Raw genomic sequence first — 24,807 nt, 5'->3', positions numbered from 1 at the left:
GGTACGGTCACGCCGGCCCGTCCTGCGCCTGGATCGCGGTGATCGCCACCGTATGCACGATGTCCTGCACCAGCGCCCCGCGCGACAGGTCGTTGACCGGCTTCCGCAGCCCCTGGAGCACCGGGCCCACGGCCACCGCGCCCGCCGAACGCTGCACGGCCTTGTAGGTGTTGTTGCCCGTATTGAGGTCGGGGAAGACCAGTACGGTCGCCCGGCCCGCCACCTCCGACTCCGGCAGCTTGGTCGCGGCGACGGACGGCTCGACCGCCGCGTCGTACTGGATCGGGCCCTCGATCAGCAGATCCGGGCGGGCCGCGCGCACCAGCTTCGTCGCCTCCCGCACCTTGTCGACATCCGCTCCGGAGCCGGAGGTGCCGGTGGAGTACGAGAGCATCGCGATCCGCGGCTCGACCCCGAACCGGGCGGCGGTGGCCGCCGACTGGACGGCGATGTCCGCGAGCTGCGCGGCGTCCGGGTCCGGGTTGACCGCGCAGTCGCCGTACACCAGCACCTTGTCGGCGAGGCACATGAAGAAGACCGAGGAGACGATCGAGGCGGCGCCCTCGGCCTTGTGGGTCTTGATGATCTCGAAGGCCGGGCGGATCGTCGCGGCCGTGGAGTGCACCGAGCCCGACACCATGCCGTCGGCCAGGCCCTCATGGACCATCAGCGTGCCGAAGTAGTTGGCGTCGGCGACGATGTCGTACGCCAGCTCCACCGTCACGCCCTTGTGGGCGCGCAGTTCCGCGTACAGCTCGGCGAACCGCCGGCGCAGCTCCGACGTGGCCGGATCGATGAGCTGGACCCGGTCGGCGCCGAGATCGATACCGAGGTCCGCGGCCTTCTTTCGGATGGTTCCGGTGTCGCCGAGCAGGGTCAGATCGCACACATCGCGGCGCAGCAGTACATCGGCGGCGCGCAGCACGCGCTCCTCGGTGCCCTCGGGCAGCACGACGCGGCGGCGGTGGGCGCGTGCCTGCTTGAGCAGTTCGTGCTCGAACATCATCGGGGTCACCCGGCCGCTGCGGACCACCGACAGCCGGGCCAGCAGATCGGCGGTGTCCACATGGCGTTCGAAGAGGCCGAGCGCGGTCTCGGCCTTGCGCGGGGTGTCGGCGTTCAGCTTCCCCTCCAGGCCGAAGAGTTCGGCGGCGGTGGGAAAGGAACGGCCCGGCACCGAGATCACCGGGGTGCCGGGCGCGAGCCGTGCCGCCAGGGTCAGGACCGAGTCGTCCGGCCGTTCGTCGAGGGTGAGCAGCACCCCCGCTATCGGCGGGGTGCCCGCGGAGTGCGCGGCGAGGGCGCCCACCACCAGATCGGCGCGGTCGCCGGGCGTCACCACCATGCAGCCGGGGGTCAGCGCGCGCAGGAAGTTGGGCAGCATCGCGCCGCCGAAGACAAAGTCCAGCGCGTCCCTGGCCAGGCCGGAATCGTCGCCGAGCAGTACGGTGCCGCCGAGGGCCTGGGTGATCTGGGCGACGGTCGGCGCGGCGAGCGCCGGTTCGTCCGGCAGTACGTAACAGCGCACCGGCAGCCGCGCGGTCATCCCCTCGGCGATCGCGGCCCGGTCCTCGGGGGCGACCCGGTTGACGACCACCGTCAGCACATCGCAGCCCAGGACGTGATAGGCCCGGTGGGCGTTGCCGGCCTCGGCCCGTACGGACTCGGCGCTCTGGCCCTTGCCGCCCACCACCGCGATCACGGACGCGCCGAACTCGTTGGCCAGCCGCGCGTTGAGCGCCAGCTCGTCGGGAAGCTGGGTGGCCGCGAAGTCCGTGCCCAGGACGAGCACCACCTCGTACTCCCGCGCCACCAGGTGGAAGCGCTCCACCAGCCGTGAGACCAGCTCGTCGGTGCCCTGCTCGGCCTGGATCGCGGACGCCTCGTCGTAGCCGAGGCCATAGACCGTCGCCGGGTCCTGTGTCAGCCGGTAGCGGGTCCGCAGCAGCTCGAAGAGCCGGTCGGGGCCGTCGTGGACCAGCGGGCGGAAGACCCCGATCCGGTCCACCTGGCGGGTCAGCAGCTCCATGACCCCCAGCTCGACGACCTGACGGCCGTCCCCGCGGTCGATCCCGGTCACGTACACGCTGCGCGTCACGCGTGCTCTCCCGTCGTTCCTGCTCGTGAGTGGGCCCCCGGCCGGACGCCCCCGGCGTGTGCTGCCCGTGCTGCCTGTGCTGCCTGTGCTGTCCGTACTGTTCGTCTGTGCGTGGCGCCCTGGGGGGCGGTAAGGCCCTCTTGACAATACCTCCGAGGGTAGTTACGCCGACCGCCACGCGGGGCGGGTACGGAGAGGTGTACGGCCGTACACGGCGAGGTGTACGAACCGGACGCCGGCCCGCTCGACAGCACCGCCGACAGCGCGTCCGACAGGCGGACCGCCCGGCACGTGACGCCGATCACCATGGCAGGATCGGAGCAGGCTCACGCGTGGAGGGCGGAGAACGCCCTCCGGGAAGCACGGCGGCACGGCGGTGGCACGCTGACGGCACGGCGGCGGCGGGCCGGAGGCGTACGGCACTAGCGAGCAGGAGACCCAGCACGATGCGTATCGGAGTTCTCACCGCAGGCGGCGACTGTCCCGGCCTGAACGCAGTGATCCGCTCGGTCGTGCATCGCGCCCTGACCGGATACGGCGACGAAGTCATCGGATTCGAGGACGGGTTCAAGGGACTGCTCGACGGCCACTTCCGCCCGCTCGACCTCAACGCGGTCAGCGGCATCCTGGCCCGCGGCGGTACGATCCTGGGCTCCGCCAGGCTGGAGCGCGGCCGGCTGCGCGAAGCCGCCGAGAACTGCGCGGAGCTGGCGCAGCGGTACGGGATCGACGCGCTCATCCCGATCGGCGGCGAGGGCACACTGACCGCGGCCCGGCTGCTCGCGGACGCGGGGATGCCTGTCGTCGGTGTACCGAAGACCATCGACAACGACATCTACGCCACCGACCGCACCTTCGGCTTCGACACCGCCGTCACCGTCGCCACCGAGGCGATCGACCGGCTCAAGACCACGGCCGAGTCCCACCAGCGGGTGATGGTCGTCGAGGTGATGGGGCGGCACGCCGGATGGATCGCGCTGGAGTCCGGGATGGCGGGCGGCGCGCACGGGATCTGTCTGCCGGAGCGGCCCTTCGAGGTGGACAGCCTGGTGAAGATGGTCGAGGCGCGGTTCTCGCGCGGCAAGAAGTTCGCGGTGATCTGTGTCGCCGAGGGCGCGCATCCGGCCGAGGGCTCGATGGAGTACGGCAAGGGCGAGATCGACCAGTTCGGGCACGAGCGCTTCCGGGGCATCGGCAACCGGCTCGCGGCGGAGCTGGAGCGCCGGATGGGCAAGGAGGCCAGGCCGGTCATCCTCGGGCACGTCCAGCGCGGCGGCACCCCGACGGCGTACGACAGGGTGCTGGCGACCCGCTTCGGCTGGCACGCCGTGGAGGCGGTGCACCGGGGCGAGTTCGGGGTGATGACGGCGCTCAAGGGGACGGCGGTGGAGATGGTGCCGCTGGCGGAGGCGGTGACCCGGCTCAAGACGGTGCCGGAGGACCGGATGTTCGAGGCCGAGAGCGTTTTCTGAGCGTTCCGCTGGGCGCCGAACGGGCTTTCGGGGCTCAGCCCTTCACGGCGCCGCCCAGCGCGAAACCCCCGCCCAGGCGCCGCGAGATCAGGATGTACAGGACCAGCACCGGCGCCGAGTAGAGGATCGAGAACGCGGCGAGCTGACCGTAGATCACCGATCCGTAGTTGCCGAAGAAGGTGAAGATCGAGACCGAGGCCGGGAGCTGCTCGGGCGTCAGAAGCAGCATGAACGGTACGAAAAAGTTGCCCCAGAGCTGAATGAACGTATAGATGGTCACCACCGTCAGCCCCGGGCCCATCAGCGGCAGGACGACCCGGGTCAGCGTCTGGGCGTGCGACGCCCCGTCCGTCCAGGCCGCCTCCTCCAGGATCGTCGGCACCCCGTCCATGAAGTTCTTCATCAGCCAGATGGAGAACGGGAGCTGGGAGGTGGCGAGGAAGAGCGACGTGCCGTACATGGTGTCCACGAGATCCACCTGTACGAACAGCCCGTACACCGGCACCATGATCGCCGTGACCGGCAGACATGTCGTGAACAGGATCGTCAGCAGATACGGGCGGTTGAAGCGCGAGCGGTAGCGGGACAGCGGATACGCCGCCAGCGCCGCGCACACCACGGCGAGCAGGGTCGCGCTGCCGCACAGCAGCAGGCTGTTGAGCATCGGCGTGAAGGTGATCTCGTCGGTGAGGACGGCGCTGAAGTTCTCCCCGGTCACCGAGGCGGGTGCCCGTACGCGCATATCGGCGTCCGCGTCGACCGACGCCAGGATCAGCCAGAGCAGCGGCAGCGCGAAGGCGGCGGCGGTGAGCAGCAGCGCGCCGTCGGCGGCGAGCCGGCCACGGGCGCGCCGGGTGAGTACGCGTCCGCCGCGGGTACGCGGGCGGAGTGCCGGCCGTGACCGCGCCATCAGACCTCCACCTTCATCAGCCGCAGATAGACCAGCGAGAACAGCGAGCCCACCAGCAGCAGGAGCAGCGCCACCGCCGTGCCGTAGCCGATCAGGCTCTTCAGGAACGCCTGGTCGTACATGAACACCGGCAGGGTCTGGCTGCGGTTGCCGGGGCCGCCGCGGGTCATCGCCCAGATCAGCCCAAAGACGGAGAGCGTGGACAGGGTGTTGAGCATCAGATTCGTCCCGATGGAGCGGCGGATCATCGGCAGCGTGATGTGCCAGACCCGCCGCACCCCGCCCGCGCCGTCGACCTGTGCCGCCTCGGTGATGTCCTTGGGGATCTCGGAGAGCGCGGCCGAGTAGATCAGCATGGAGAAGGCCGTGCCGCGCCAGACGTTGGCGAACGACACGGCCAGGATCGGCAGGGTGAACAGCCAGTTCTGGGACGGCAGTTGAAGCCAGTCGAGGATCGCGTTGAGGGTCCCCTCGCGACGGAAGAACGCGTACAGCAGAAACGCGGCGACGATCTCGGGCAGCACCCAGGCGGCGATCACCAGCGCCCCGGTGAGCGTACGGACCGGCCGTGACGCGGCCCGCATCAGCCCGGCCAGCGCCAGCCCGAGGGTGTTCTGCCCGAGGATCGAGGAGACGACGGTGAAGACGAGGGTCAGCCAGACGGCGTTACGGAAGTCCTCATCGGCGAACGCCCGCCGGAAGTTGGCGAGCCCGACGAAGTCGGAGGAGGACGAGCCGGTCAACTGGGTGTTGGTGAAGGCGATCCAGACGCAGTAGACGATGGGCCCGGCGAGAAAGAGAAGCAGCAGCAGGGTGGCGGGCGCGAGGGGCAACCACCGCCAGGGCCGCGGCCCGCGCGTGCCGGGCGCGGCGGGCCGCGGGGAGCCGACGGGTTTCCCGGCCACCGGGTCGCCGGCCTCGGCCGCCGACCGGCGCGGCCCGGCGGCAGCCTGTGCCTCGCGGCCGTCTGCCCGCACGGGCGGGCCGCCTACGGGGCCAATCGGCCTGCGGCCTACGGGCGCCGCCCCGCCGCCCGGTCGCACCGGCCCGCCCACTGGAGCCGGCTTGTCCTCCCGGTTCGGGGGCCCGGCCGCCCCCGGGATGTTCTCACCGTGCGGCGGCTCGGCCCGGTCCGTGGTCACTTCGTGACGACCGCGCCGTCGGCGATCGTTCTGAGCTGATCGTCGTACTCCTTCGCCGCGTCCTCCGGGGACGCGTCCCCCGTCGTCACCTTCTCCATCGCCTCGCCGATCGCCGTCGACACCTGTGGATAGACCGGCAGCGCGGGCCGGTAGTGGGTGTACCGCACCAGGCCGGTGAAGAACTCGATGCCCGGCATGGACTTCACGTACCGCGGATCGGCCGCCACATCCTTCCGTACGGCGATCTGCGCGCCCACGACATCCCACTCCACCGCGTTCTCCGCGGTCTGCTGCGTCTTGATGAACTCCCAGGCCAGATCGGGGTTCTTCGCCTTCTGCGGGATCGCCCACGCCCAGCCGCCCGACATCGACACCGCGCCGGGCGCCTGCCCGCGCTGTGTCGGCATCGGTGCCTGGGCGAGGTCCGTCGACCAGCGCGGCCACTCCTTGGGACCCTCGCTGATCCAGTTCTGGCCCATCCAGGAACCGTCCAGCGAGATCGCCAGCCTCCCCTCGGGGAACCACTCGGTCGCGACCCGGGTGCCGACGTTCGGGTCGAGCGCGTCCGAGACGTCCGGGCCGAGCTTCTCCGCGTACACCGTCCTGACGAAGCCCAGCGCGTCCCGGAAGCCCTGCCCGCCCGCGACCCACTTCCGTGCGGAGGCGTCGTACAGGGGGTCCTCGCCGGCGGCGCCCGTGCCGTACAGGAGCATCTCGAAGCCCTGCATCACGGCCGCCTCGCCGGGGCCCTTGCCCGTGTACACGTTCAGCGGGATGACGCCGGGGACCTTCGCCTTGACCGTACGGGCCGCGTCCAGGACCTCGTCCCAGGTGCGGGGCCGCCAGTCGGCGGGCAGGCCGGCCTTCGCGAAGATCTCCTTGTTGAACCAGAGCCCGCGTGTGTCGGTGCCGTCCGGTACGCCGTACGTCTTGCCGTCCTCCGCCTTCGCGGCCGACTTCGCCGTGTCGACGAACTGGTCCCAGGTGTCCCACTTCGCCAAGTAGTCGTCCAGCGGGCGCAGATAGCCGGCCTTGATGTCCGCGTTGATACGGAAGGTGTCCTCGTAGACCAGATCCGGCGCGGTCTTCGGGGAGCGCATCATCTGCTGCGCCTTGGTGGCGTAGTCGTTGTCCGGCGCCTGGATCGGGATGAGCTGGACCTTCTTGCCCGGATGCGATTTCTCGAACTCCCGCTTCACGGACTCCAGATAGGTGTCCGCGATGCGGATCTTGTTGTCGGTGGAGCGCTTGTACGCGACCTTGACCGTGTCCGGGTCGCTGCCGGAACCGCCGCCGCAGGCGGTGAGGGCACCGGCGGCGAGGGCTGCGATGAGGATGAGCGGGGCGGTGGGGCGCACGGGCACGACCTCCTCTGAGCCACAGGGGGCTGCCCGGCGACCGTAGGACTGGGCCATTACCATGGTCAATCCCCGTGCAGCGCCCAGTAGTTGGCGCCCCCCCGGCGCGACGGGGTGTTCGGCGGGCCGCGCAGCGGGGCGTTCAGTGGGGCGCGGGGATCCAGCGGTACTGCAGCTCCGGCCGCCCGACCTGCCCGTACTGCGGACTGCGTGCCGCACGCCCGTTGGTGACGAGATGCTCCAGATAGCGGCGCGCGGTGATGCGCGAGATACCGACTTTCGTACCGGCCTCGGCGGCGGTCAGCCCGTCGGGGGAGGCGCGGAGGGTACGGGTCACCGCCTCCAGCGTCGGCGCGCTCAGCCCCTTCGGCAGCGACGACGGCTGCGGGGCCCGGAGCGCCCCGAGCGCCCGGTCCACCTCCTCCTGCCCGCTGGCCTCCCCGGCGGCGGCGCGGAACTCGGCGTAGCGGGTGAGGCGGTCACGGAGCGTGGCGAAGGTGAACGGTTTCAGGACATACTGCACGACCCCGAGCGAGACACCCTCCCGTACGACGGCCAGGTCGCGGGCGGAGGTCACGGCGATCACATCGGCGTGGTGGCCCGCGGCCCGCAGCCCGCGCAGAAGCTGGAGCCCGTGCCCGTCGGGCAGATACAGATCGAGCAGAATCAGATCGATGGCGGCCCGCTCCAGCACCCGGGCGGCCTCCCCGCGCGAATGCGCGACCCCCGCCACGGCGAACCCGGCGACGCGCCCGACATAGAGCTGATGGGCGTCGGCGGCGACGGGGTCGTCCTCGACGACGAGAACCCGGATGGGCGGTCTGACGCTCACGGTGTCACCTCGGCGCCGGGCGGCGGGGCGTCGTCGGGGGGCTCGGCGCGGTGGTCCGGCGCGGCTCCGACGCCGGGGGAGCGCCCCGTACGGCCGCCCCGCACCGGGGCCGTACCGGCGGACAGGGCCGGTCCCGTGCCGGGCCCGGCCGGGCCCGAAGCCTCCCGCGGCGCCGGGACGTCCGGCCCGACGGGGGCGGCCGGTTCATCCGTACCGGCCGCCCGTTGCGGCGGGACCATACCGGCCACCGCGACCCCCGCTTCCGTATCGGCCGGCCGTGGCTCCGGGACCGTACCGGCCGGCGCCGCCCCCGCTTCCGTATCGGCCGTCCGCTGTTCCGGGACCGTCGCCACCAGGTCCTCGCCCGCGCTCAGCGGCAGTCGTACCGTGAACTCCGCGCCGCCCTCCGCGCCCCGTGTCAGCGTCACCGTGCCGTGGGCGCGGTGGACCGACTGGCGTACGAGGGCGAGTCCCAGGCCGCGGTCCGGGCCCCGGGTGGACCAGCCCCGGCGGAAGACCTCGTCCATGGCCGCCGGGTCGACGCCGGCCCCCGTGTCCCGTACGCCCAGCAGGAGTTGACCGTCCCGCACCAGCGCCGTGACCGTCACGCGCGCGCCCTCGCCGCCCTGCGCCGCGTCCACCGCGTTGTCGATCAGGTTGCCCAGGATGGTCACCAGATCGCGCGGCGCGAGCGTCGCGGGCAGCACCCCGTCGTCGATACGGCTGTCCTCCGCCAGCACCAGCTCCACCCCGCGCTCGTTCGCCTGCGCCGCCTTGCCCAGCAGCAGCGCGGCCAGCACCGGTTCGCCGACCGCGCCGACCACCCGGTCCGTCAGCGCCTGGGCCAGCTCCAGTTCGGCCGTGGCGAACTCCACCGCCTGTTCCACCCGCCCCAGTTCGATCAGCGAGACGACCGTGTGCAGCCGGTTGGCCGCTTCGTGGGCCTGCGAGCGCAGCGCCTGTGTGAAGCCGCGCTCCGAGTCCAACTCCCCCGACAACGCCTGGAGTTCGGTGTGGTCCCGCAGCGTCACGACCGTACCGCGCCGCTCCCCGCCGACCACCGGCCGCGTGTTGACGACCACGATCCGGTCGGCGGTGAGATGCAGCTCGTCCACCCGGGGCCCGGGGTCGAGCAGCGCGCGGGTGAGGGGCGCGGGCAGCCCGAGTTCGGGTACGGGACGGCCCACCGCGGAGTCGTCCAGACCCAGCAGTTCGCGCCCGCCGTCGTTCATCAGGGCGATCCTGCGCCCGCCGTCGAGCATCAGCAGCCCCTCGCGTACGGCGTGCAGCGCGGCCTGATGGTAGTCGTGCATCCTGCTCAGCTCAGCGGCGTTCATCCCGTGCGTGTGCCTGCGCAGCCGCGCGTTGATCACATACGTACCGAGCCCGCCGAGCACCAGCGCCGCGCCCGCCACCAGTGCCAGCACCTTGACCTGCCGGGTCACTTCGGAGGAGATCCGGTCCACGGTGATGCCGACGCTCACCAGGCCGGTGATCCGGCCGCCGTCCCAGATCGGGGTGACCGCCCGCATCGAGGGGCCGAGCGTACCGGTGTACGTCTCGGTGAAGGTCTCCCCGCGCAGCGCCGGCGCCGTACGCCCCAGGAAGCGCATCCCGATCTGCGCCGGATCGGGGTGGGTCCAGCGGATACCGCGGGGATTCATGATCGTGACGAAGTCGATGCCGGTGTCGCGCCGTACCCGTTCCGCGTACGGCTGGAGCACGGCCGTCGGATCAGGCGTACGGATGGCCTCCCGTACAGAGGGCGAATCGGCCAGCGCGTGCGCCGTGGCCAGAACCTGCTTACGTGCGGTCTCGTCCGCGTGGGCACGTCCGGTGATGTACGCGAAGAGCGCGCACCCCACGACAACGGCGGCGACCAGCACGACCTGCATGGCGAAGAGCTGGGCGGCGAGGCTGCGGGGCCGGGGCAGGTGCATGGCGCAAGTCTGCATCGCCGCATTCATATGAACGAAATGAACGTAACCGTGACCGGCATCACATGCTGATGGATAGTCGCCGGGACCCCCACGGACAGGGACGGGGGGATTCGCTGGTACGAGTCAAGGAGGACCCGTGGCCGCACGCCGGGACCGCACCCACTATCTGTACATCGCGGTGATCGCCGCCGTCGCGCTCGGCATCCTGGTGGGCTTCGCGGCTCCCGGTGTGGCCGTCGAGCTGAAGCCGATCGGTACCGGCTTCGTGAACCTCATCAAGATGATGATCTCGCCCGTGATCTTCTGCACGATCGTGCTGGGCGTCGGCTCGGTCAGAAAGGCCGCGAAGGTCGGCGCGGTCGGCGGGCTCGCGCTCGGCTACTTCATGGTGATGTCGACCGTCGCACTGGCCATCGGCCTGGTCGTCGGCAACATCCTGGAGCCCGGCTCGGGCCTCCACCTGACCGAGGCCACCCGCGGCGCGGGCGCGGCACAGGCGGAGGGGGCGAGCGAGTCCACCGCGGACTTCCTGCTGGGCATCATCCCGACGACGATGGTGTCTGCCTTCACCGAGGGCCAGGTCCTCCAGACCCTGCTGGTCGCCCTGCTGGCGGGCTTCGCACTCCAGGCGATGGGCTCGGCGGGCGAGCCGGTCCTGCGTGGCATCGGACACCTCCAGCGCCTGGTCTTCCGGATGCTCGCGATGATCATGTGGGCGGCCCCGGTCGGCGCGTTCGGCGCGATCGCGGCGGTGGTCGGCGAGACGGGCCTCGACGCACTGAAGTCCCTGGCGATCATCATGATCGGCTTCTACATCACCTGTGCGATCTTCGTCTTCGTCATTCTGGGTCTGCTGCTGAGGGTGATCGCGGGTCTCAACATCCTCTCGCTGCTGAAGTACCTGGGCCGCGAGTTCCTGCTGATCCTCTCGACCTCGTCGTCGGAGTCCGCGCTGCCGCGTCTGATCGCGAAGATGGAGCACCTGGGCGTGAGCAAGCCGGTGGTCGGCATCACCGTACCGACCGGCTACTCCTTCAACCTGGACGGTACGGCGATCTACCTCACGATGGCCTCGCTCTTCATCGCCGAGGGCATGGGCGACCCGCTCTCCATCGGCGAGCAGATCTCCCTCCTGCTCTTCATGATCATCGCCTCGAAGGGCGCGGCGGGCGTCACCGGCGCGGGCCTCGCCACCCTGGCCGGCGGCCTCCAGTCGCACCGTCCTGAACTGGTCGACGGCGTCGGCCTGATCGTCGGCATCGACCGCTTCATGAGCGAGGCCCGCGCACTGACGAACTTCGCGGGCAACGCGGTGGCGACGGTCCTGGTGGGCACATGGACGAAGGAGATCGACAAGGCCCGGGTGGACCAGGTCCTGGCGGGCGAGATCCCGTTCGACGAGAAGACGCTGCTGGACGACGGGCACGGGGACGCCGGGGCGGAGGACACGGCCGCGACGATCCCGGGCCAGCGCACCCCGGACAAGACCGCGGTCTGACCCCACCCGCTGCCCCTCTCTTCTCACCCCCACTTCCCGACCAGGCCGGGGCTCCTCCCCCCAACCCCGGCCCACCCCGCCGGGGCCATCCCCCCGCCCCGGCTCCCCCGGAGACCGGCCCGTACGGAGACGCTTCCGTACGGGCCGGTCTTCCGGGTTCCGGCGGTCGGGGGTCTGTCCTCAATCGCCGGACGGGCTGGTTTTTGCTCGGGGCGCCGACTGCGCAGCCGGGTACTCACGCCGTACGTGGGCCCGCCAGCCCTCGCCGCCCACGCACCCCCCATTGACTCACCCAGTTCACATCCCTAGCCTCCAGTCGTGTACGTGGACGCCGCACGCATAGGGAGACGCCTCACATGCTCACCATCACCGACGTCCGCCTCACTCCCATCCTGGTGACCGACCCGCCCCTCCTCAACACCCAGGGCGTCCACCAGCCGTACACCCCCCGCCTGATCGTCGAGGTGGTCACCGCCGGCGGCGTGACCGGTGTCGGCGAGACGTACGGGGACACCAAGTACCTGGAGCTGGCGCGCCCGCTGGCCGAGCGGCTGCCGGGGCGGCCGGTCACCGATCTGAACGCGCTGTTCGCGCTGGCCGACCAGGTCGCCGTGGACGCCTCCCGCGTGGACGACTCCGTCGACGTCGGCGGACTCCGTGGCGTACAGACCGCCGACAAGCTGCGCCTGTCCGTCGTGTCCGCCTTCGAGGTGGCGTGCCTGGACGCCTGGGGCAAGGCCGCCGGTCTGCCCGTACACGCCCTGCTCGGCGGCAAGGTCCGCGACCGGGTCGAGTACAGCGCGTACCTCTTCTACCGCTGGGCCACGCACCCCGGCGGCCCGGCCGGCACCGGCGGCGTGACGGGCGAGACCGACGACTGGGGCGCCGCCCTCGACCCGTCCGGCATCGTCGCGCAGGCCGAACGCTTCGCCCGCGACTACGGGTTCACCTCCTTCAAGCTCAAGGGCGGCGTGTACGAACCCGCCGAGGAGATCGCCGCCGTCCGCGCCCTCGCCCACCGTTTCCCCGGGCAGCCGCTCCGCCTCGATCCCAACGGCGCCTGGTCCGTGGAGACTTCGCTCAAGGTCGCGGACGAACTGCGCGACGTGCTCGAATACCTGGAGGACCCCACCAGCGGTACGCGGAACATGGCCGAGGTCGCCGCCCACACCGACGTCCCGCTCGCCACGAACATGTGCGTCACCACGTTCCCCGAGATCCGCGAGGCGTTCACGACCGGCGCGGTGCAGGTCGTGCTGAGCGACCACCACTACTGGGGCGGGCTGCGCAACACCCGTGAACTGGCCGCGATCTGCCGTACGTTCGGCGTCGGCCTGTCCATGCACTCCAACACCCACCTCGGTATCAGCCTGGCCGCGATGACCCATGTCGCCGCCACCGTCCCGAACCTCGACTACGCCTGCGACAGCCACTACCCCTGGCAGACCGAGGACGTCATCACGGACACGTCGAAGGAACGGCTGGCCTTCCGCGACGGGCGTCTGGACGTGCCCGGCCTTCCCGGGCTCGGTGTCGAACTCGACCGCGAGCGGCTCGCCGTACTGCACCGGCGGTGGCTGGACGACGACGGCACCATGCGCGACCGCGACGACGCCGCAGCGATGCGGGTGGCCCACCCCGACTGGACGACACCGGCCGTACCCCGCTGGTGAGCACGGGTACGGGGCCCCGGATACGTTCCCGGGACCCCGTTTCGTACGGCCGTTGGTGCGTGCCTTCCCCGGTCCCGCCCCCTACCAGCTCACCGGCAGCTCGATCGGGAACCGCCGGATCGTCTCCGTGTCCCAGCGCACCTCCTCCGCCGGCACCGCCAGCCGCAGCCGCGGAAAACGGTTCACCAGCCCCCCGATCGCCGCCTCCAGCTCCGCCATGGCCAGCGGCGCCGCGATACAGCGGTGTCCGCCCCAGCCGAACGTCATGTGCGGGGTGGGCGTACGGTCCGGGTCGATGACATCCGGGTCGGTGAACCTCTTCGGATCGCGGTTCGCCGTCAGATACGAGACATGGACGAAGTCGCCCGCGCGGATCGTGACGCCCTCGATCTCCACGTCCTCCGTCGCGATACGGGGAATGCCGACGCCCTTGCGGAACGGAATGAAGCGGAGCAGCTCGTCCAGCACCCGCGTCAGCTCCGCGGGCCGGTTCCGTACCTGCTCCATGAGATCGGGCCGGCCGAGCAGGATGTACGCGATATTGCTGATCTCGCAGGTCGCCGTGTCGTGCCCGCTCAGCATGAGGGTCAGCGCCATGACCGCGAGGTCCTGGTCGTCGAAGGCGTCGTCGCCGTCCTTGGCGGCGGCCAGGGTGCTGATCAGATCGTCCCCCGGCTTGTGCCGCCGCTCGCTGACCAGCCCGCCGAAGTACTCGCGCAGCGCCGACTTCGCGTCGGCCGCGGCCTGCCGGGTGCTCTGTCCGGTGGACAGGAGCTGGTGCGCGTACTCCTGCATCCGGGGCCGGTCGGCGGGCGCGATGCCGAGCAGCTCGCAGATGGTGTGCGGGGGGAGCCGGTCGGAGAGATGGTGTACGAGGTCGGCGGGCGCGCCGTGCTCCTCCATCTCGTCCAGGAGCTGGGAGGCGATGGCCTCGACGGCGGGCCGCATCCGGTCCACATGCCGCTTGGTGAACGCCTGCGAGGCGAGCTGGCGCAGCCGGGTGGAGCGGGGCGGGTCGATCACATTGATCGACTCCGGCGAGACGATCGGCTCCGGCGTCAGCCGCGGATAGTTGCGCCCGGTGATCGCCGCCCGGCTGAACCGGTGATCGGTGGTCACCTGCCGCACCCCCTCGAACCCCGTCACCAGCCACGCGTCCGCGTCGCCGTAGGGCAGCCGGATCCGGGTGACCGGATTCCTGGACATGAGTTCCGCGAGCAGGGGATCGAATTCCAGACCTTCGCTGAAATCGAATGGACAGGTGGTTGTTTCGCCAATTTCGGTCATCGCGTACTCCATAACGAGCGCGTACGGTCATCCGGCCAAGGAGGCGGACGTTGCGAGCGAGGGATGGGTACCTCCCCCTTTTCGCCTGTATGCCTCGGACGACGCAAATGGGTGCGCGCGGACCGGAAGTGTCTCCCGCCTCCGGCGGGCGGGCCGGAGACGGGAGACGGGGCTGACCGCCTTGCCCGGGCCGACTGCCCTGCTCGGCGGTCGCTCGGCGGTCGGGTCTACTTCGCGGTCAGGAACTCGTTCATGGACAGCGGACGGTTCACGATGCGGATGTCACCGACATTGCCGTGGAAGACGACGTCGATGTCCCCCGCGTACTCGTGGCCGCCCACCAGCCACGGCAGCCCGAGCGAGGTGAGGCCGACCGAGAGCCGGTTCGGGTTGTCGACGACCGGGGCGCCCTCGACGTACAGCCTGGTGAGACGGCCGTCGTTGACCACCGCCAGGTGCCACCACTTGAGCTCCACCATGCCGTGACCCCAGTTGGTCGTCGGGTAGGTGTTGTTCAGCGGGTAGTGGTTGAACTGCGCCTCGCGGCCGTTGTTCGTGACAGCGAACTGGGCCAGCGGCTCGTTCGGGTCGGTGTTCTTGCCGTGCTTGCCGGCCGCCCCGGCCGAACCCCGGCGGCTGAGTATCGACGCGTTGCCGTTCTTCCCGGAGTCCCAGTCCAGCGGCAGCATCACGAACGTCTCGATCGTGTACCCGGCGGAGAACGTCTCGCGGTTCAGCGGAGCCTTCGCTCCGGTGGTCAGATACGTGCCGTGGACAGGGTTCCTGCCACCGGCGAACTTCAGGCTGGCATGCCCCGGCTGGTCGGGGTGGTGGTCGTCGGACCAGGTCAGCGCGTCGGCGGCGGTGCCCGGCACGGTCACCACCGTCAGATCGTTGCCCTTGCCGGACAGATCGCGGACCGTCTGGCCCACGGTGAGCGGGGTGCCGGGCGCGCCCTGCCCGTCGAAGCGCCAGTACGCCAGCGTGCCTCTCACCAGCTCCTTGGCGGCCGGCCGGGCGGGCCGGACCGGAACCGGGATGAAGCCGGAGAACCGCTTCTCGAAGTCGATCGGGATCGAGAAGTTGTCGACGGGGCCGGTGATCCGGGCGTGCTCGGCCGCCAACTCGGAGCGGGACTCCGGCTCCTGCGCCAGGATCCACGGGTTGATCGTCTCGACGTCGATCGTGTCGCGGGCCAGGTCGAAGTGGTAGAGCCGGATCATGCCGCCACCGCCGAAGTAGCGGTTCTGGTAGTTCGTGATGTGCATGCGCACGTCATTGCCGGCGGCGTTCTTCCTGGTCGTACGCCCGGGCGGCCAGTAGTGGCCGTTCAGGGTCAGGAAGATCTGGTCATTGTCGTTGATCAGCTTGTCCCAGACCGTCTGGCCGTAACCGGAGAGTACGGCGTTGTCCTCCGGGTCGCCGGACTCGTACGGGAAAACGTTGTCATCGTACGGAGAGGCGACGATGTCGTGCGACGTGAGGATCACCGGCATCTTCGGGTGGGCCTTGATGACATCGTTGGCCCATGCGAAGCCCTGGTCGGTGGTACGCCAGTCCAGGGCCAGCACCAGCCATGAGAGGCCGGCGGCCTGGAAGATGTGCGCGGTGTTGTAACCGGTCGGATCCGATCCGGCGAACGTCTTGGAGCGCTTGAACCGCTGCGGGCCCATGGTCCGCAGATACGGCGTGTCGCCGCGGCTGTCGTCGCCGGTCACGTCATGGTTGCCGGCGAGCACGCTGTACGCGGCACCGTGCGAGTCCAGCACGGCGAAGGCCTTGTCGACCTGCTCGAAGGACGACGCGTCGGCGTCCTGTGTCATGTCACCGAGGTGCGCCATGAACACGATGTTGTTGTCGGCGTTCCCGCTGTTGTCGATGATGTACCGGAACGACTCCTCCTGCGGCGTCCGGTTGACGCTGTCCTGGCTGCCCCAGTACAGGAACTGGGTGTCCGGCATGACGGCCAGGGTGAACTGGAGGGCGGTCGGATCCGGCTTCCATGTGCCGGTCCTGCCGGTCCTGCCGCTGTTGGTGACGTCCGTGGCGGACGCGGGCGTGGCGCCGAGCGCGGCCACGCCGACTCCCACGACCGCCGTTCCCGCGCCTGCCAGTGCCGTGTTGCGCAGAAAACCTCGCCGGCTCTGTCCGGCCGGCTCTTGTGACTGATTGTCACTGCTGATGGACATAAGGGTTCTTCCCGGGTCGATGGCTTATACAACGACGACGCTAGTCAGAAGCGCGTCAAGCCGGGCAGACATGAGATGACGAGCGACGATCGAGCGTCCGTCCAAGGCTGAAAGCGCGAGTCAAGCCATGGCCGCGAGCTGATCTCCCGATGAGCGGACAGTAACCAACAGGAGCCGGGGCCTGGCCGGCTGACGGCTGTACCGATGGTCCGAACGCCGTCCACCGCGTCGGATGCGAACTCGCGACGCCGATCCATGGTTTCCCGCCGCGCCGGTCCCCGTCGGTCTCCGCCGACATGGCGGGAGCGGTGGCTGTCCGGTGACAGTTCTCGCACGTAACTGGCACGCACCGCCGCAACCCGGGCCTCGGGCGGAGCCGTCATTGACGTTGTCCCGGCGGGGGCCGGGGGTGGCGAATTGGAGGATCATCCGTGAAGCGTTCATCTCTGGCTGCGGCCTGCCTGGTGCTCCTGTTGGTGCCGACAGTGGCCGCCTGTGGTTCGGACACGGCCACGGACACTCGGACGCCCGGCGACCAGGCTTCGAGACCCTCGGCGAGCAGAGAACCTGATGCCGCGGACGCGGCGTCGGACGCGAAGGTCGACGCGTGCACGCTGCTCAAGCCCGCGGAGATCACGCCGGTCATCGGCAAGAACGACGGCGGCCGGCCCGATGGCGGGGTGGGGGAGAGCGTGTGTCTGTGGGAGAACCCCGACACCTACCACTCCGTCACACTGAGCATCGGCTCGCCCGGCACGGCTGTTCCGGGTCAGTCGGATTCCGGCGCCGACGGCCCTGACGGCATCAGTTTCGGCTCCGGCAATATGGCCGAGTTCGTCGTGGACGACCGTGCCTGCACGCTCCAGGTGGTCACGAGTGTCACGGACGAATCCGACCGTCCGACCGCGGAAAAGCTCATCGGTCTCGTGCGCACACGGCTCTGACGGGCCGCACGAGCGGCGTGATCACCGGAATCACCGGGACCGCCGGGACCGCCGGGACCGCCGGAACCGCCGGAACCGCTGGAACCGCCGGAACCGGCTCGTACGGACACCGATACGTCCGTACGAGCCGGTCCCCGGTCGCGGTCCCCGGTCGTCGCCGGGCGCCGCCCCGCGCCCCGCGTCCGCTCAGCCGAACGGGATCCGGATCACCGACTGGTTGCCGATGCCGAGTGTGCTGGTGCCGTTGCCGATGGCGTTCCAGACCTCGATACGGACCTTGCCGTTGGTGAGGTCGCCGTGCGATCCGGTCGCCGACTTCAGGCCGCTCGCCTGGGTGTAGTGCTCATAGCCGGGGATCGGATCGGTCGCGTAGTACGTGTATGTCTCCGTACGGTCCCAGGAGCCGTCGCCCGTACGGTCGTAACTCACCCGCACCTGCTGCCCGTTGCCGACCGTCGCGCCCGAGTCGACGAAGAGGTCGAACTGCGTCGAGCCGCCGTTGTACGCGCGGGTGATACCGCTTGAGGTGAAGACCTGTGGGCTGTGCGGTGTGCCGTCGTAGTTGGCGCCGCCCGCCGAGGCGAGCGTGGCCGTGGTGGCGGAGCCGGAGGAGGCGCCGAGGCCGGAGCCCGCCACCGGGTACAGCGTCGAGGTCCCCGAAGGCGGCGGGTCCGTCGGCGGATCGGTCGGGGGCGAGCCGCCGCCGCGGGTCCAGACGGCGACATAGTCGACGAGCATCGGCCGGCCGGGCACGGTCGCCGCCGTCGGGGTCGGGCCGCCCAGCGCGTCCGGGAACGCGCCGCCGACCGCCACATTGAGCAGCAGGAAGTACCCGGCGTGCTCGGTCATATTGGCCCAGGTGACCGCGTCGACGCGGTCCTGCCGTACGGAGTGGTAGAGCTGCTCGTCCACGTACCAGCGCAGCTCGTTCGGCGCGACCGAGCGGTCCCACTCGAACCGGTACGTGTGGAACGCCGACTGGCAACTGGCCCCGGGGCAGGGCCGGTTGGCGCCGAGCCCGGTGGTCTCGTTGCACGCGCCGCCCGGGCTGACCCCGCAGTGCAGCACGCCCCAGACGGAGTTGATCCCGTTGACGTTCTCCATGATGTCGAACTCGCCGATGCCCGGCCAGTTCCAGTAGTTCCCGCGGTACGGCGAGCCGAGCGCCCAGAAGGCGGGCCAGTAGCCGGCGGCCGCGGCCCCGGTGACGTTCGGCATCTGGATCCGGCCCTCGATACGGAGGGTGCCGCCCGCCGGGGCCTTGAAGTCGGCGCGCCTGGTCTCGATACGGGCCGAGGTCCAGTTGCCCGCGCCGTCCCTGAGCGGGGTGATACGGAGATTGCCGTTGCCGTCGAGACTCAGGTTGTCGGGGCTCGCGGTGTAGTTCTGGATCTCGCCGGTGCCCCAGTTGCCGGGCCCGCCGGGGTAGCCGTGACCGGTGTCGATCTGCCAGTCGGCGGTGGACGGAAGGGCCCGGTCGGGACCGTTGAAGTCGTCGCTCCACTGGACGGTCCAGCCGGGGGCGGGCGGAATGGCGCCCTGCGCGGTGCCCGCGCCCGTCAGCCCGATGAAGCCCGCCAGCGCGACGGCCAGGGCGAGGGCCGCGGCGAGGAGGGGGGTACGGGGAGTGTGTCTGATGCGGCTCGTTCTCAAGGAAACACCTCCGGTGAGGATGGTGCGTGCCGAGGAGGATCCCGGGATCTGGAACCCACAACTCTGAGAGCGCTCTCAGTACGTCTTGTAGTGCCGCGCCGGGTAGCCGTCAATGGCTTTGGCCGGCCCACCCGGGGGCGATGTCCCCGGCCCTTGCCCTGACGTCGGCGTCAAGGATTACGGTCGACCGCATGCGAATCGGTGAGCTGGCGGAGCGGGCCGGAACCACCGCCCGGACTCTGCGCTACTACGAGTCCCGCGGGCTCCTGCCCGCACGGCGCGCGGTGAACGGATACCGCACGTACGACGAGAGCGATCTCCGGCTGCTCCGGCAGATCAGGACCCTTCAGGACTTCGGGTTCGATCTGGAGGAGACCCGGCCGTTCGTGGAGTGCCTGCGCGCCGGGCACCCGGCCGGGGACTCGTGCCCGGCCTCGCTCGCCGTCTACCGGCGCAAGCTCGCCGAACTGGACAGTCTGATCGACCAGCTCCAGTCGGTCCGGGCCCAGGTCGGGGCGCAACTCGCCCAGGCCGAAGCCGCACTGGCCGAAGCCGCCCAGGCCGAAGCCGTGCGGGCGGAGGTCGTACGGGCGGAGGTCATGCGGGCCACCGCGCCCCCGCCCCGCTGCGAGCTGACCGTACCCACCGCACAAGACCCCATGAACGAGGGAGAACACAAATGATCAAGGCAACGGGCGCCGGAGCAACCGGCGCCAGGGCGGCGGGCGTCGACTCCGTCACCGACACCGACTTCGACGACGAGGTGCTGAAGGCCGGCCTCCCGGTCCTGGTCGAGTTCACCGCCGACTGGTGCCCGCCGTGCCGCCAGCTCGCCCCCGTCCTGAGCGCCGTGGCCGAGGAGGAGGCCGCCCGCGTCAAGGTCGTACAGCTCGATGTGGACACCAACCCGCTGACCACCACCCGCTACGGCGTCCTCGCGATGCCCACGCTCATCCTCTTCCGCGCGGGCGAGCCGGTGAAATCGATGGTCGGCGCCCGCCCGAAGCGCAGGCTGCTCCAGGAGCTGGACGAGGGGCTGGCGGACGAGCCGGACCGCGCCTGACACCTGCCGGAAACGGAGCCGGGCCGCGACGAGACAAGGCTCCCGATTCCCGGGGAGACAAGGCCTCCGATTCCCGGCTTCCGGCTTCCGGCTTCCGGCTCCCGATTCCCGGCTTCCGGCTTCCGGCTTCCGGCTCCCGATTCCCGGCTTCCGGTTCCCGGTTCCCGGCTCCCGGTTCCCGGTTCCCGGCTCCCGGACAAGTCTTCCGACTCCCAGCGCGGCGCGGTCTCCCAGCGCGGCGCGGTCTCCCGGCCCGGCCGCCTCGCTCGCCTCATGGCTCCCCTCATGCGTTCGCGTCCAGCGCCGCCCCCTGCCACTGCCCCTCCGCGGAAGGCGGGCTGATGAGCGCCGCTCCGAGCGGAGTCAGCGTGTGGAGGACGGAGTTGGCCACACGCCGGCTGGTGATCAGACCGGCGTCCCGCAGTGCCCTGGTGTGCTGGCTGGCCGCGGACGCGGAGATACCCGCGGCACGCGCGAGCCCGCCGGTGGTCTCGCCCGTCCCGGTGGCCAGGAGAACGGCGGCACGCCTCTGCCCTATGAGGGATTCCAGTGCGGAAACCCGGTGAGTGCCGGACGTTCTTCTGCGCGCGGGCGCTTGACGCACAATTGGATAGACGACCACGGGAGGCAGTTCGTGGTCCGCCAGAGCGACGGGCTGCTGCCAGCAGAAGTACGAAGGCACAAGAAGAAGTCCGCGTCCCCCCAGATGGAGATCTCTCGTCCAGCCGGCGCACGGGACGTGCAGGACCGGCGGATTCCATTCCATGACCGGCCGCAGACTGCGCAGCAGCCCGTCCGTTCCGTGGTCCATCAAAGGACGGGTCCGCAAGGAACGCTCCGCGTCCACATGCGCCTGGATGCGATCACTGTGCGGGGCTATGACAGCCTCGTGATAACTGCGTAGCGCCTTTACCAGTTCTTCGCGCATCCCTGTCTCCGCGAGACGCGATGTCCACGCCGGTGCTCCGCTGACCCGCGCCATGACCTGCACTTCACGCCGGACCCGTTCGCCAGGTGTCCGCAGAATGGCCGCCAATCCGGCCCTGAGACCGTCGGATCCCTCGGCCGGAGTGAGGAAGTCGGGATAATAAGCGGCTCTGGGCGCGACCGGTATCAGCAGGGAGCGCACTGTCCTCTCCAGATCACGTTCCCGGATACGCGTACAGGCATCGTGGTACCAGTCGGTGTATGCCCATCGGCCTTTCCTGGTCTGGAAGCGGTGCAGGCTGCTCACGATCTCCCAGAGGGGATCGGCCGTGGCGGCAATTCGTGTACGGGCCAGGTCGGCATCGGTGAAATGAATACGGAGCACGCTATTCCTCTCGGCTGACCAGCGTCTTTGAGGTGTGCCGAAACATCATGGCCACCGGATGGAACTGCTGGCAATGTCGGGCCTCGGAAATACCGAAGTACTTCGGATCAAACTTCCGTACCGATGAATCGAGGGTTCTCGTGCACAGATTCACGAAGTGGTCCGTCGCCCTGGCGGCGGCCGCGATGGCGGTCATGGGCCTGGCGGGCCCGACCTCCGCGTCCACCTCGGTCCAGCCGGCCTTCGCGGCGCAAGCCGCTCAGGCGGGCCTCGACAAGGCGGAGGCCGCCGGCCTCCAGCGCGAGGTGGACGCTCAGCTCGCCGCCGTACCCGGTGGCGAGCAGACCGGTCTCAACGAGATCTCCTGGCGTGGCGGCAAGGCGGTGATGACCTTCCCGCTGCCCGGCGAGAAGAAGGCACGCGCCGTCGGCGAGGCGTTCGCACCGGCGGGCTCACCGAACTGCAGCTATCTCTGGACGTGCCTGTACGAGCACGCCAACTTCGACGGCCGCCGTCTGACCTGGTCCGACTGCAACTTCGTCAACCTCGCCGACTGGGGCTTCAACGACCAGACCACTTCCTGGCACAACAACCAGTCGTCGGGGACCCAGACGACGGTCTACAACTGGAACGGCGTCAACGCCTGGGTGGTCCTGTGGACCTCCACGGCCCCCTCCGCCAGCTCGAACGTGGGCAGTGCCAACAACGACAAGGCCGACGGCCTCTGGGTGTGCTGACCCCGGGACCGATCCGGTGGTGAGACCCCGTTTCGGCATCGCGCCGTCCGGGCCCGCGTCCCCGGGCCCGGACGGCGCGACCGCGCGCCCGTCCCGGGGATCCGTCCGCCCCGGGATCCGTCCGAGCCGTCCGGCGATGCCCAGAAAAAATCCCCGGTCCGAATTGACGGCCGGGGTATTCGCCTGCGTATATTGAGTGTTTGCATGGCCTGATTCAGCCGGTTCCACCGACTCGGCGGACGATGCGGATGACACGCAAGACTCGGATGATTCGGTGGGCAGGCCCAGGGGAACTCAATGGAATGCAGCGTATCGGACAGGGGCTGAATTGTCAACCAGGGAATCCAAGCGGGAATCCGCCGACGAATTGCGGAATGAGCAGCAATTCATCTCTGTCCTCTACGAGCGCCTCGACGCCCTCCGGGAGCAGGCCGAGACCGCCATGGAGGCGTCGGCCGGCCAGGTCACGACCGTACGGCAGGCCCGGGTGGAGCGGGACATCAGCGTCGCGGAGCAGTCCCATCGCCTCTCCACCCTCAACGCCGTCGAGACCGGACTCTGCTTCGGCCGTATCGACCTGCGCGACGAGGACGCCATCCGGTACGAGGACGCCGCCCGGAAGGAAGACGTACCCGACGGCGCAGCCCAGGGCGCTCATCCGGGTACCAATGTCCACCACATCGGACGAATCGGAATACGTCTCGACGACGAGGACCGCACCCCTCTCCTCATCGACTGGCGCGCCCCCGTCGCCCGCCCCTTCTATCTCGCCACCGGCTTCTCCCCCATGGGCCTGCGCCGGCGCCGCCACATCACCACCCAGGGCCGCCGCGTCACCGCGCTCCACGACGAGATCATGGATCTCACCGACACCACCCGCACCGGTTTCGAGGACCCGGACGCCGACGCCGTCCTGCTCTCCGCGCTCAACTCCGTCCGCACCGGCCGGATGAGCGACATCGTCCAGACCATCCAGGCCGAGCAGGACCGCATCATCCGCGCGCCGCACCGGGGCGTGCTGGTCGTCGAGGGCGGCCCCGGCACCGGCAAGACCGCGGTCGCGCTGCACCGGGCCGCGTATCTCCTCTACGCCCACCGCGAGCAGCTCGCCCGCCGCGCCGTGCTGATCGTCGGCCCCAACCCGGCCTTCCTCGGCTACATCGGCGAGGTGCTGCCCTCGCTCGGTGAGACCGGAGTGCTGCTGGCGACGGTCGGCGAACTGTTCCCGGGGGTACGGGCCACCGGTACGGACACGCCCGCGGCGGCCGAGATCAAGGGCCGCGCCTCGATGGCCGAGGTGCTGACCGCGGTGGTGCGCGACCGGCAGACCGTGCCCCACCGCGCCACCGAGATCGCCCACGAGGGATACGGAACGCTCTTCCTCGACCGCGCCATGGCCGAGGACGCCCGCTGGCACGCCCGGGAGACCGGCCTTCCGCACAATCTGGCGCGCCCGCACTTCGCCTTCCATGTCATCGACGCCCTCACCGAGCAGCTCGCGGAACGGCTCGGCGCCGATCCGCTCGGCGGCGGGAACCTGCTCGGCGCGGACGACATCGCCCAGCTCGGCAAGGAGATCGCCACCAGCCGCGAGGTGCACGCCGCGATCGAGGAACTCTGGCCGCTCCTCACCCCGCAGCGGCTGATCGCCGACTTCCTCGCCGAGCCCACCCGCCTGCCGGACGGCGACGCCGAGCTGATCCGCAGGACCGACGGCCCCTGGACCCCCGCCGACGTACCGCTGCTCGACGAGGCCGCCGAACTCCTCGGCGAGGACGACAGCGCCGCCCGCGCCGCGGCCGAGGCCGAACGCCAGGACCGGATCGCCTACGCGCAGGGCGTGCTCGACCTCTCCGAGGGCTCGAAGACATACGAGTTCGAGGACCAGGAGTCCGAGGTGCTCGCCGCGCACGACATCATCGACGCCGAACGGTTCGCGGACCGGCAGGAGGAGGCCGACCACCGCAGCGCCGCCGAACGGGCCGCCGCCGACCGCACCTGGGCCTTCGGCCATATCGTCGTGGACGAGGCGCAGGAACTCTCCGCCATGGCCTGGCGGCTGCTGATGCGCCGCTGCCCCAGCCGCTCCATGACCCTGGTCGGTGACCCCGCCCAGACCGGCGACGCGGCGGGCTGCGACTCCTGGCGGCAGATCCTCGCGCCGTACGTCCGCGACCGCTGGCGGCTGGTGCGGCTCGGGGTCAACTACCGTACGCCGGTGGAGATCATGGAGGTCGCGGCCGAGGTGCGGCGGACCGCGGACCCGCTCTTCGAACCCCCCAAGTCGGTACGGTCGACCGGCCACGCACCCCTCGTCCGTACGGTGGAACCCTCGGCTCTGGTGTCCACGGCCGCCGCGCTGACCTCGGATCCGGCGCTGGCGCACCCGGGCGAGGGCCGTCTCGCGGTGATCGCCCCGACCACCCTGCTGCCCGCTCTCGCGGCACAACTCCCGGACGCCTCCTGGGGAGCCGAGCCCGATCTCACCCGACCGGTGGTCCTGCTCGGCGCGCGCCAGGCGAAGGGCCTGGAGTTCGACACGGTGATCGTCGCCGACCCGGACGGCATCCTGAACGCCTCGCCGCGCGGCACGAACGACCTCTATGTGGCGCTGACCCGGGCCACCCAGCGGCTGGGAATCGTACGTATCTGAGCGCGCCGACCGTGAACCGTACGGTGCCGCCCCGCCGGAGCGATCC

Annotated in this window: 18 protein-coding genes; 8 read left to right on the top strand and 10 right to left on the bottom strand. The window is 70.3% G+C overall.

Annotated elements, in window-relative coordinates:
* Positions 1-7: 7 nt before the first annotated feature.
* Positions 8-2,098: a phosphate acetyltransferase gene (pta, locus tag KQY30_RS10185; RefSeq protein WP_217306549.1), complete on the bottom strand. Its 2,091-nt coding sequence runs from the start codon at positions 2,096-2,098 to the stop codon at positions 8-10.
* A gap of 446 nt (positions 2,099-2,544) precedes the next feature.
* Here pta and KQY30_RS10180 point away from each other — a divergent pair, with 446 nt between their 5' ends.
* Positions 2,545-3,570: an ATP-dependent 6-phosphofructokinase gene (locus KQY30_RS10180; protein ID WP_046501258.1), complete on the top strand. Its 1,026-nt coding sequence runs from the start codon at positions 2,545-2,547 to the stop codon at positions 3,568-3,570.
* A gap of 34 nt (positions 3,571-3,604) precedes the next feature.
* Here the strand turns inward: KQY30_RS10180 and KQY30_RS10175 are convergent, their stop codons facing one another.
* From KQY30_RS10175 to KQY30_RS10155, 5 genes are all read right to left on the bottom strand, one after another.
* Positions 3,605-4,480: a carbohydrate ABC transporter permease gene (locus KQY30_RS10175; RefSeq protein WP_217306548.1), complete on the bottom strand. Its 876-nt coding sequence runs from the start codon at positions 4,478-4,480 to the stop codon at positions 3,605-3,607.
* The gene (locus KQY30_RS10170; protein WP_254407047.1) at positions 4,480-5,313 is read right to left on the bottom strand and encodes a carbohydrate ABC transporter permease; all 834 of its coding nucleotides are present in this window, start codon (positions 5,311-5,313) and stop codon (positions 4,480-4,482) included. Before KQY30_RS10170 ends, KQY30_RS10175 begins: the two co-directional genes overlap by 1 nt.
* A gap of 305 nt (positions 5,314-5,618) precedes the next feature.
* Positions 5,619-6,980, bottom strand: a complete 1,362-nt coding sequence (locus KQY30_RS10165) for an ABC transporter substrate-binding protein (RefSeq protein ID WP_254407046.1) — start codon at positions 6,978-6,980, stop codon at positions 5,619-5,621.
* Between the two features lie 142 nt (positions 6,981-7,122).
* A complete protein-coding gene (locus KQY30_RS10160) occupies positions 7,123-7,812 on the bottom strand; it encodes a response regulator (RefSeq protein ID WP_217306546.1) in 690 nt (229 codons plus the stop codon).
* Entirely contained in the window at positions 7,809-9,752 is a 1,944-nt protein-coding gene (locus KQY30_RS10155) for an ATP-binding protein (RefSeq protein ID WP_254407045.1), read from the bottom strand. Before KQY30_RS10155 ends, KQY30_RS10160 begins: the two co-directional genes overlap by 4 nt.
* 136 nt (positions 9,753-9,888) lie before the next feature.
* On the opposite strand from KQY30_RS10155, the gene KQY30_RS10150 reads away from it, so the two are divergent.
* On the top strand, positions 9,889-11,250 hold the full coding sequence (locus KQY30_RS10150; protein ID WP_217306545.1) for a cation:dicarboxylase symporter family transporter: 1,362 nt from the start codon (positions 9,889-9,891) through the stop codon (positions 11,248-11,250).
* Positions 11,251-11,606: 356 nt separating this feature from the next.
* Positions 11,607-12,923: a glucarate dehydratase family protein gene (locus KQY30_RS10145; protein ID WP_217306544.1), complete on the top strand. Its 1,317-nt coding sequence runs from the start codon at positions 11,607-11,609 to the stop codon at positions 12,921-12,923.
* A gap of 81 nt (positions 12,924-13,004) precedes the next feature.
* Here the strand turns inward: KQY30_RS10145 and KQY30_RS10140 are convergent, their stop codons facing one another.
* Together KQY30_RS10140 and KQY30_RS10135 are read right to left on the bottom strand one after the other, a co-directional pair.
* On the bottom strand, positions 13,005-14,210 hold the full coding sequence (locus KQY30_RS10140) for a cytochrome P450 (RefSeq protein WP_217306543.1): 1,206 nt from the start codon (positions 14,208-14,210) through the stop codon (positions 13,005-13,007).
* A gap of 227 nt (positions 14,211-14,437) precedes the next feature.
* The gene (locus KQY30_RS10135; RefSeq protein ID WP_217306542.1) at positions 14,438-16,399 is read right to left on the bottom strand and encodes a LamG-like jellyroll fold domain-containing protein; all 1,962 of its coding nucleotides are present in this window, start codon (positions 16,397-16,399) and stop codon (positions 14,438-14,440) included.
* A 431-nt stretch (positions 16,400-16,830) separates the two neighbouring features.
* Between KQY30_RS10135 and KQY30_RS10130 the strand changes: the two genes are divergently transcribed.
* Complete coding sequence (locus KQY30_RS10130) at positions 16,831-17,343, top strand: DUF3558 domain-containing protein (protein WP_217306541.1); 513 nt, start codon at positions 16,831-16,833, stop codon at positions 17,341-17,343.
* A 186-nt stretch (positions 17,344-17,529) separates the two neighbouring features.
* On the opposite strand, the gene KQY30_RS10125 is transcribed toward KQY30_RS10130, so the two are convergent.
* A complete protein-coding gene (locus KQY30_RS10125; RefSeq protein WP_217306540.1) occupies positions 17,530-18,996 on the bottom strand; it encodes a glycoside hydrolase family 16 protein in 1,467 nt (488 codons plus the stop codon).
* Positions 18,997-19,187: 191 nt separating this feature from the next.
* On the opposite strand from KQY30_RS10125, the gene KQY30_RS10120 reads away from it, so the two are divergent.
* Together KQY30_RS10120 and KQY30_RS10115 are read left to right on the top strand one after the other, a co-directional pair.
* Positions 19,188-19,679, top strand: coding sequence for a MerR family transcriptional regulator (locus tag KQY30_RS10120; RefSeq protein ID WP_254407044.1), 492 nt, complete (start codon positions 19,188-19,190; stop codon positions 19,677-19,679).
* Positions 19,676-20,059 (top strand): co-chaperone YbbN, encoded by a 384-nt coding sequence (locus KQY30_RS10115; RefSeq protein WP_217306539.1) that lies wholly within the window; start codon positions 19,676-19,678, stop codon positions 20,057-20,059. The genes KQY30_RS10120 and KQY30_RS10115 overlap by 4 nt, the downstream gene beginning before the upstream one ends.
* 283 nt (positions 20,060-20,342) lie before the next feature.
* Here the strand turns inward: KQY30_RS10115 and KQY30_RS10110 are convergent, their stop codons facing one another.
* Positions 20,343-21,371, bottom strand: coding sequence for an ArsR family transcriptional regulator (locus KQY30_RS10110; protein WP_217306538.1), 1,029 nt, complete (start codon positions 21,369-21,371; stop codon positions 20,343-20,345).
* A 140-nt stretch (positions 21,372-21,511) separates the two neighbouring features.
* Here KQY30_RS10110 and KQY30_RS10105 point away from each other — a divergent pair, with 140 nt between their 5' ends.
* Together KQY30_RS10105 and KQY30_RS10100 are read left to right on the top strand one after the other, a co-directional pair.
* Positions 21,512-22,108, top strand: a complete 597-nt coding sequence (locus KQY30_RS10105) for a peptidase inhibitor family I36 protein (protein ID WP_254407043.1) — start codon at positions 21,512-21,514, stop codon at positions 22,106-22,108.
* 367 nt (positions 22,109-22,475) lie between these two features.
* The gene (locus tag KQY30_RS10100; RefSeq protein WP_254407563.1) at positions 22,476-24,761 is read left to right on the top strand and encodes a UvrD-helicase domain-containing protein; all 2,286 of its coding nucleotides are present in this window, start codon (positions 22,476-22,478) and stop codon (positions 24,759-24,761) included.
* Positions 24,762-24,807 lie beyond the last annotated feature (46 nt).

The organism is Streptomyces sp. GMY02, from assembly GCF_019056675.1.
In the GTDB taxonomy this organism is placed as follows: domain Bacteria; phylum Actinomycetota; class Actinomycetes; order Streptomycetales; family Streptomycetaceae; genus Streptomyces; species Streptomyces odonnellii.
The sequence above is the reverse complement of the archived record's forward strand: the minus strand, read 5'-3'. Positions and strand labels throughout refer to the sequence as shown.

Coding starts and splice junctions, on each gene's coding strand:
- KQY30_RS10115 (WP_217306539.1), top strand. CDS start 19,676: ATGATCAAGGCAACGGGCGCCGGAGCAACCGGCGCCAGGGCGGCGGGC.
- KQY30_RS10135 (WP_217306542.1), bottom strand. CDS start 16,399: ATGTCCATCAGCAGTGACAATCAGTCACAAGAGCCGGCCGGACAGAGC.
- KQY30_RS10145 (WP_217306544.1), top strand. CDS start 11,607: ATGCTCACCATCACCGACGTCCGCCTCACTCCCATCCTGGTGACCGAC.
- KQY30_RS10140 (WP_217306543.1), bottom strand. CDS start 14,210: ATGACCGAAATTGGCGAAACAACCACCTGTCCATTCGATTTCAGCGAA.
- KQY30_RS10180 (WP_046501258.1), top strand. CDS start 2,545: ATGCGTATCGGAGTTCTCACCGCAGGCGGCGACTGTCCCGGCCTGAAC.
- KQY30_RS10120 (WP_254407044.1), top strand. CDS start 19,188: ATGCGAATCGGTGAGCTGGCGGAGCGGGCCGGAACCACCGCCCGGACT.
- KQY30_RS10155 (WP_254407045.1), bottom strand. CDS start 9,752: ATGCACCTGCCCCGGCCCCGCAGCCTCGCCGCCCAGCTCTTCGCCATG.
- KQY30_RS10175 (WP_217306548.1), bottom strand. CDS start 4,480: ATGGCGCGGTCACGGCCGGCACTCCGCCCGCGTACCCGCGGCGGACGC.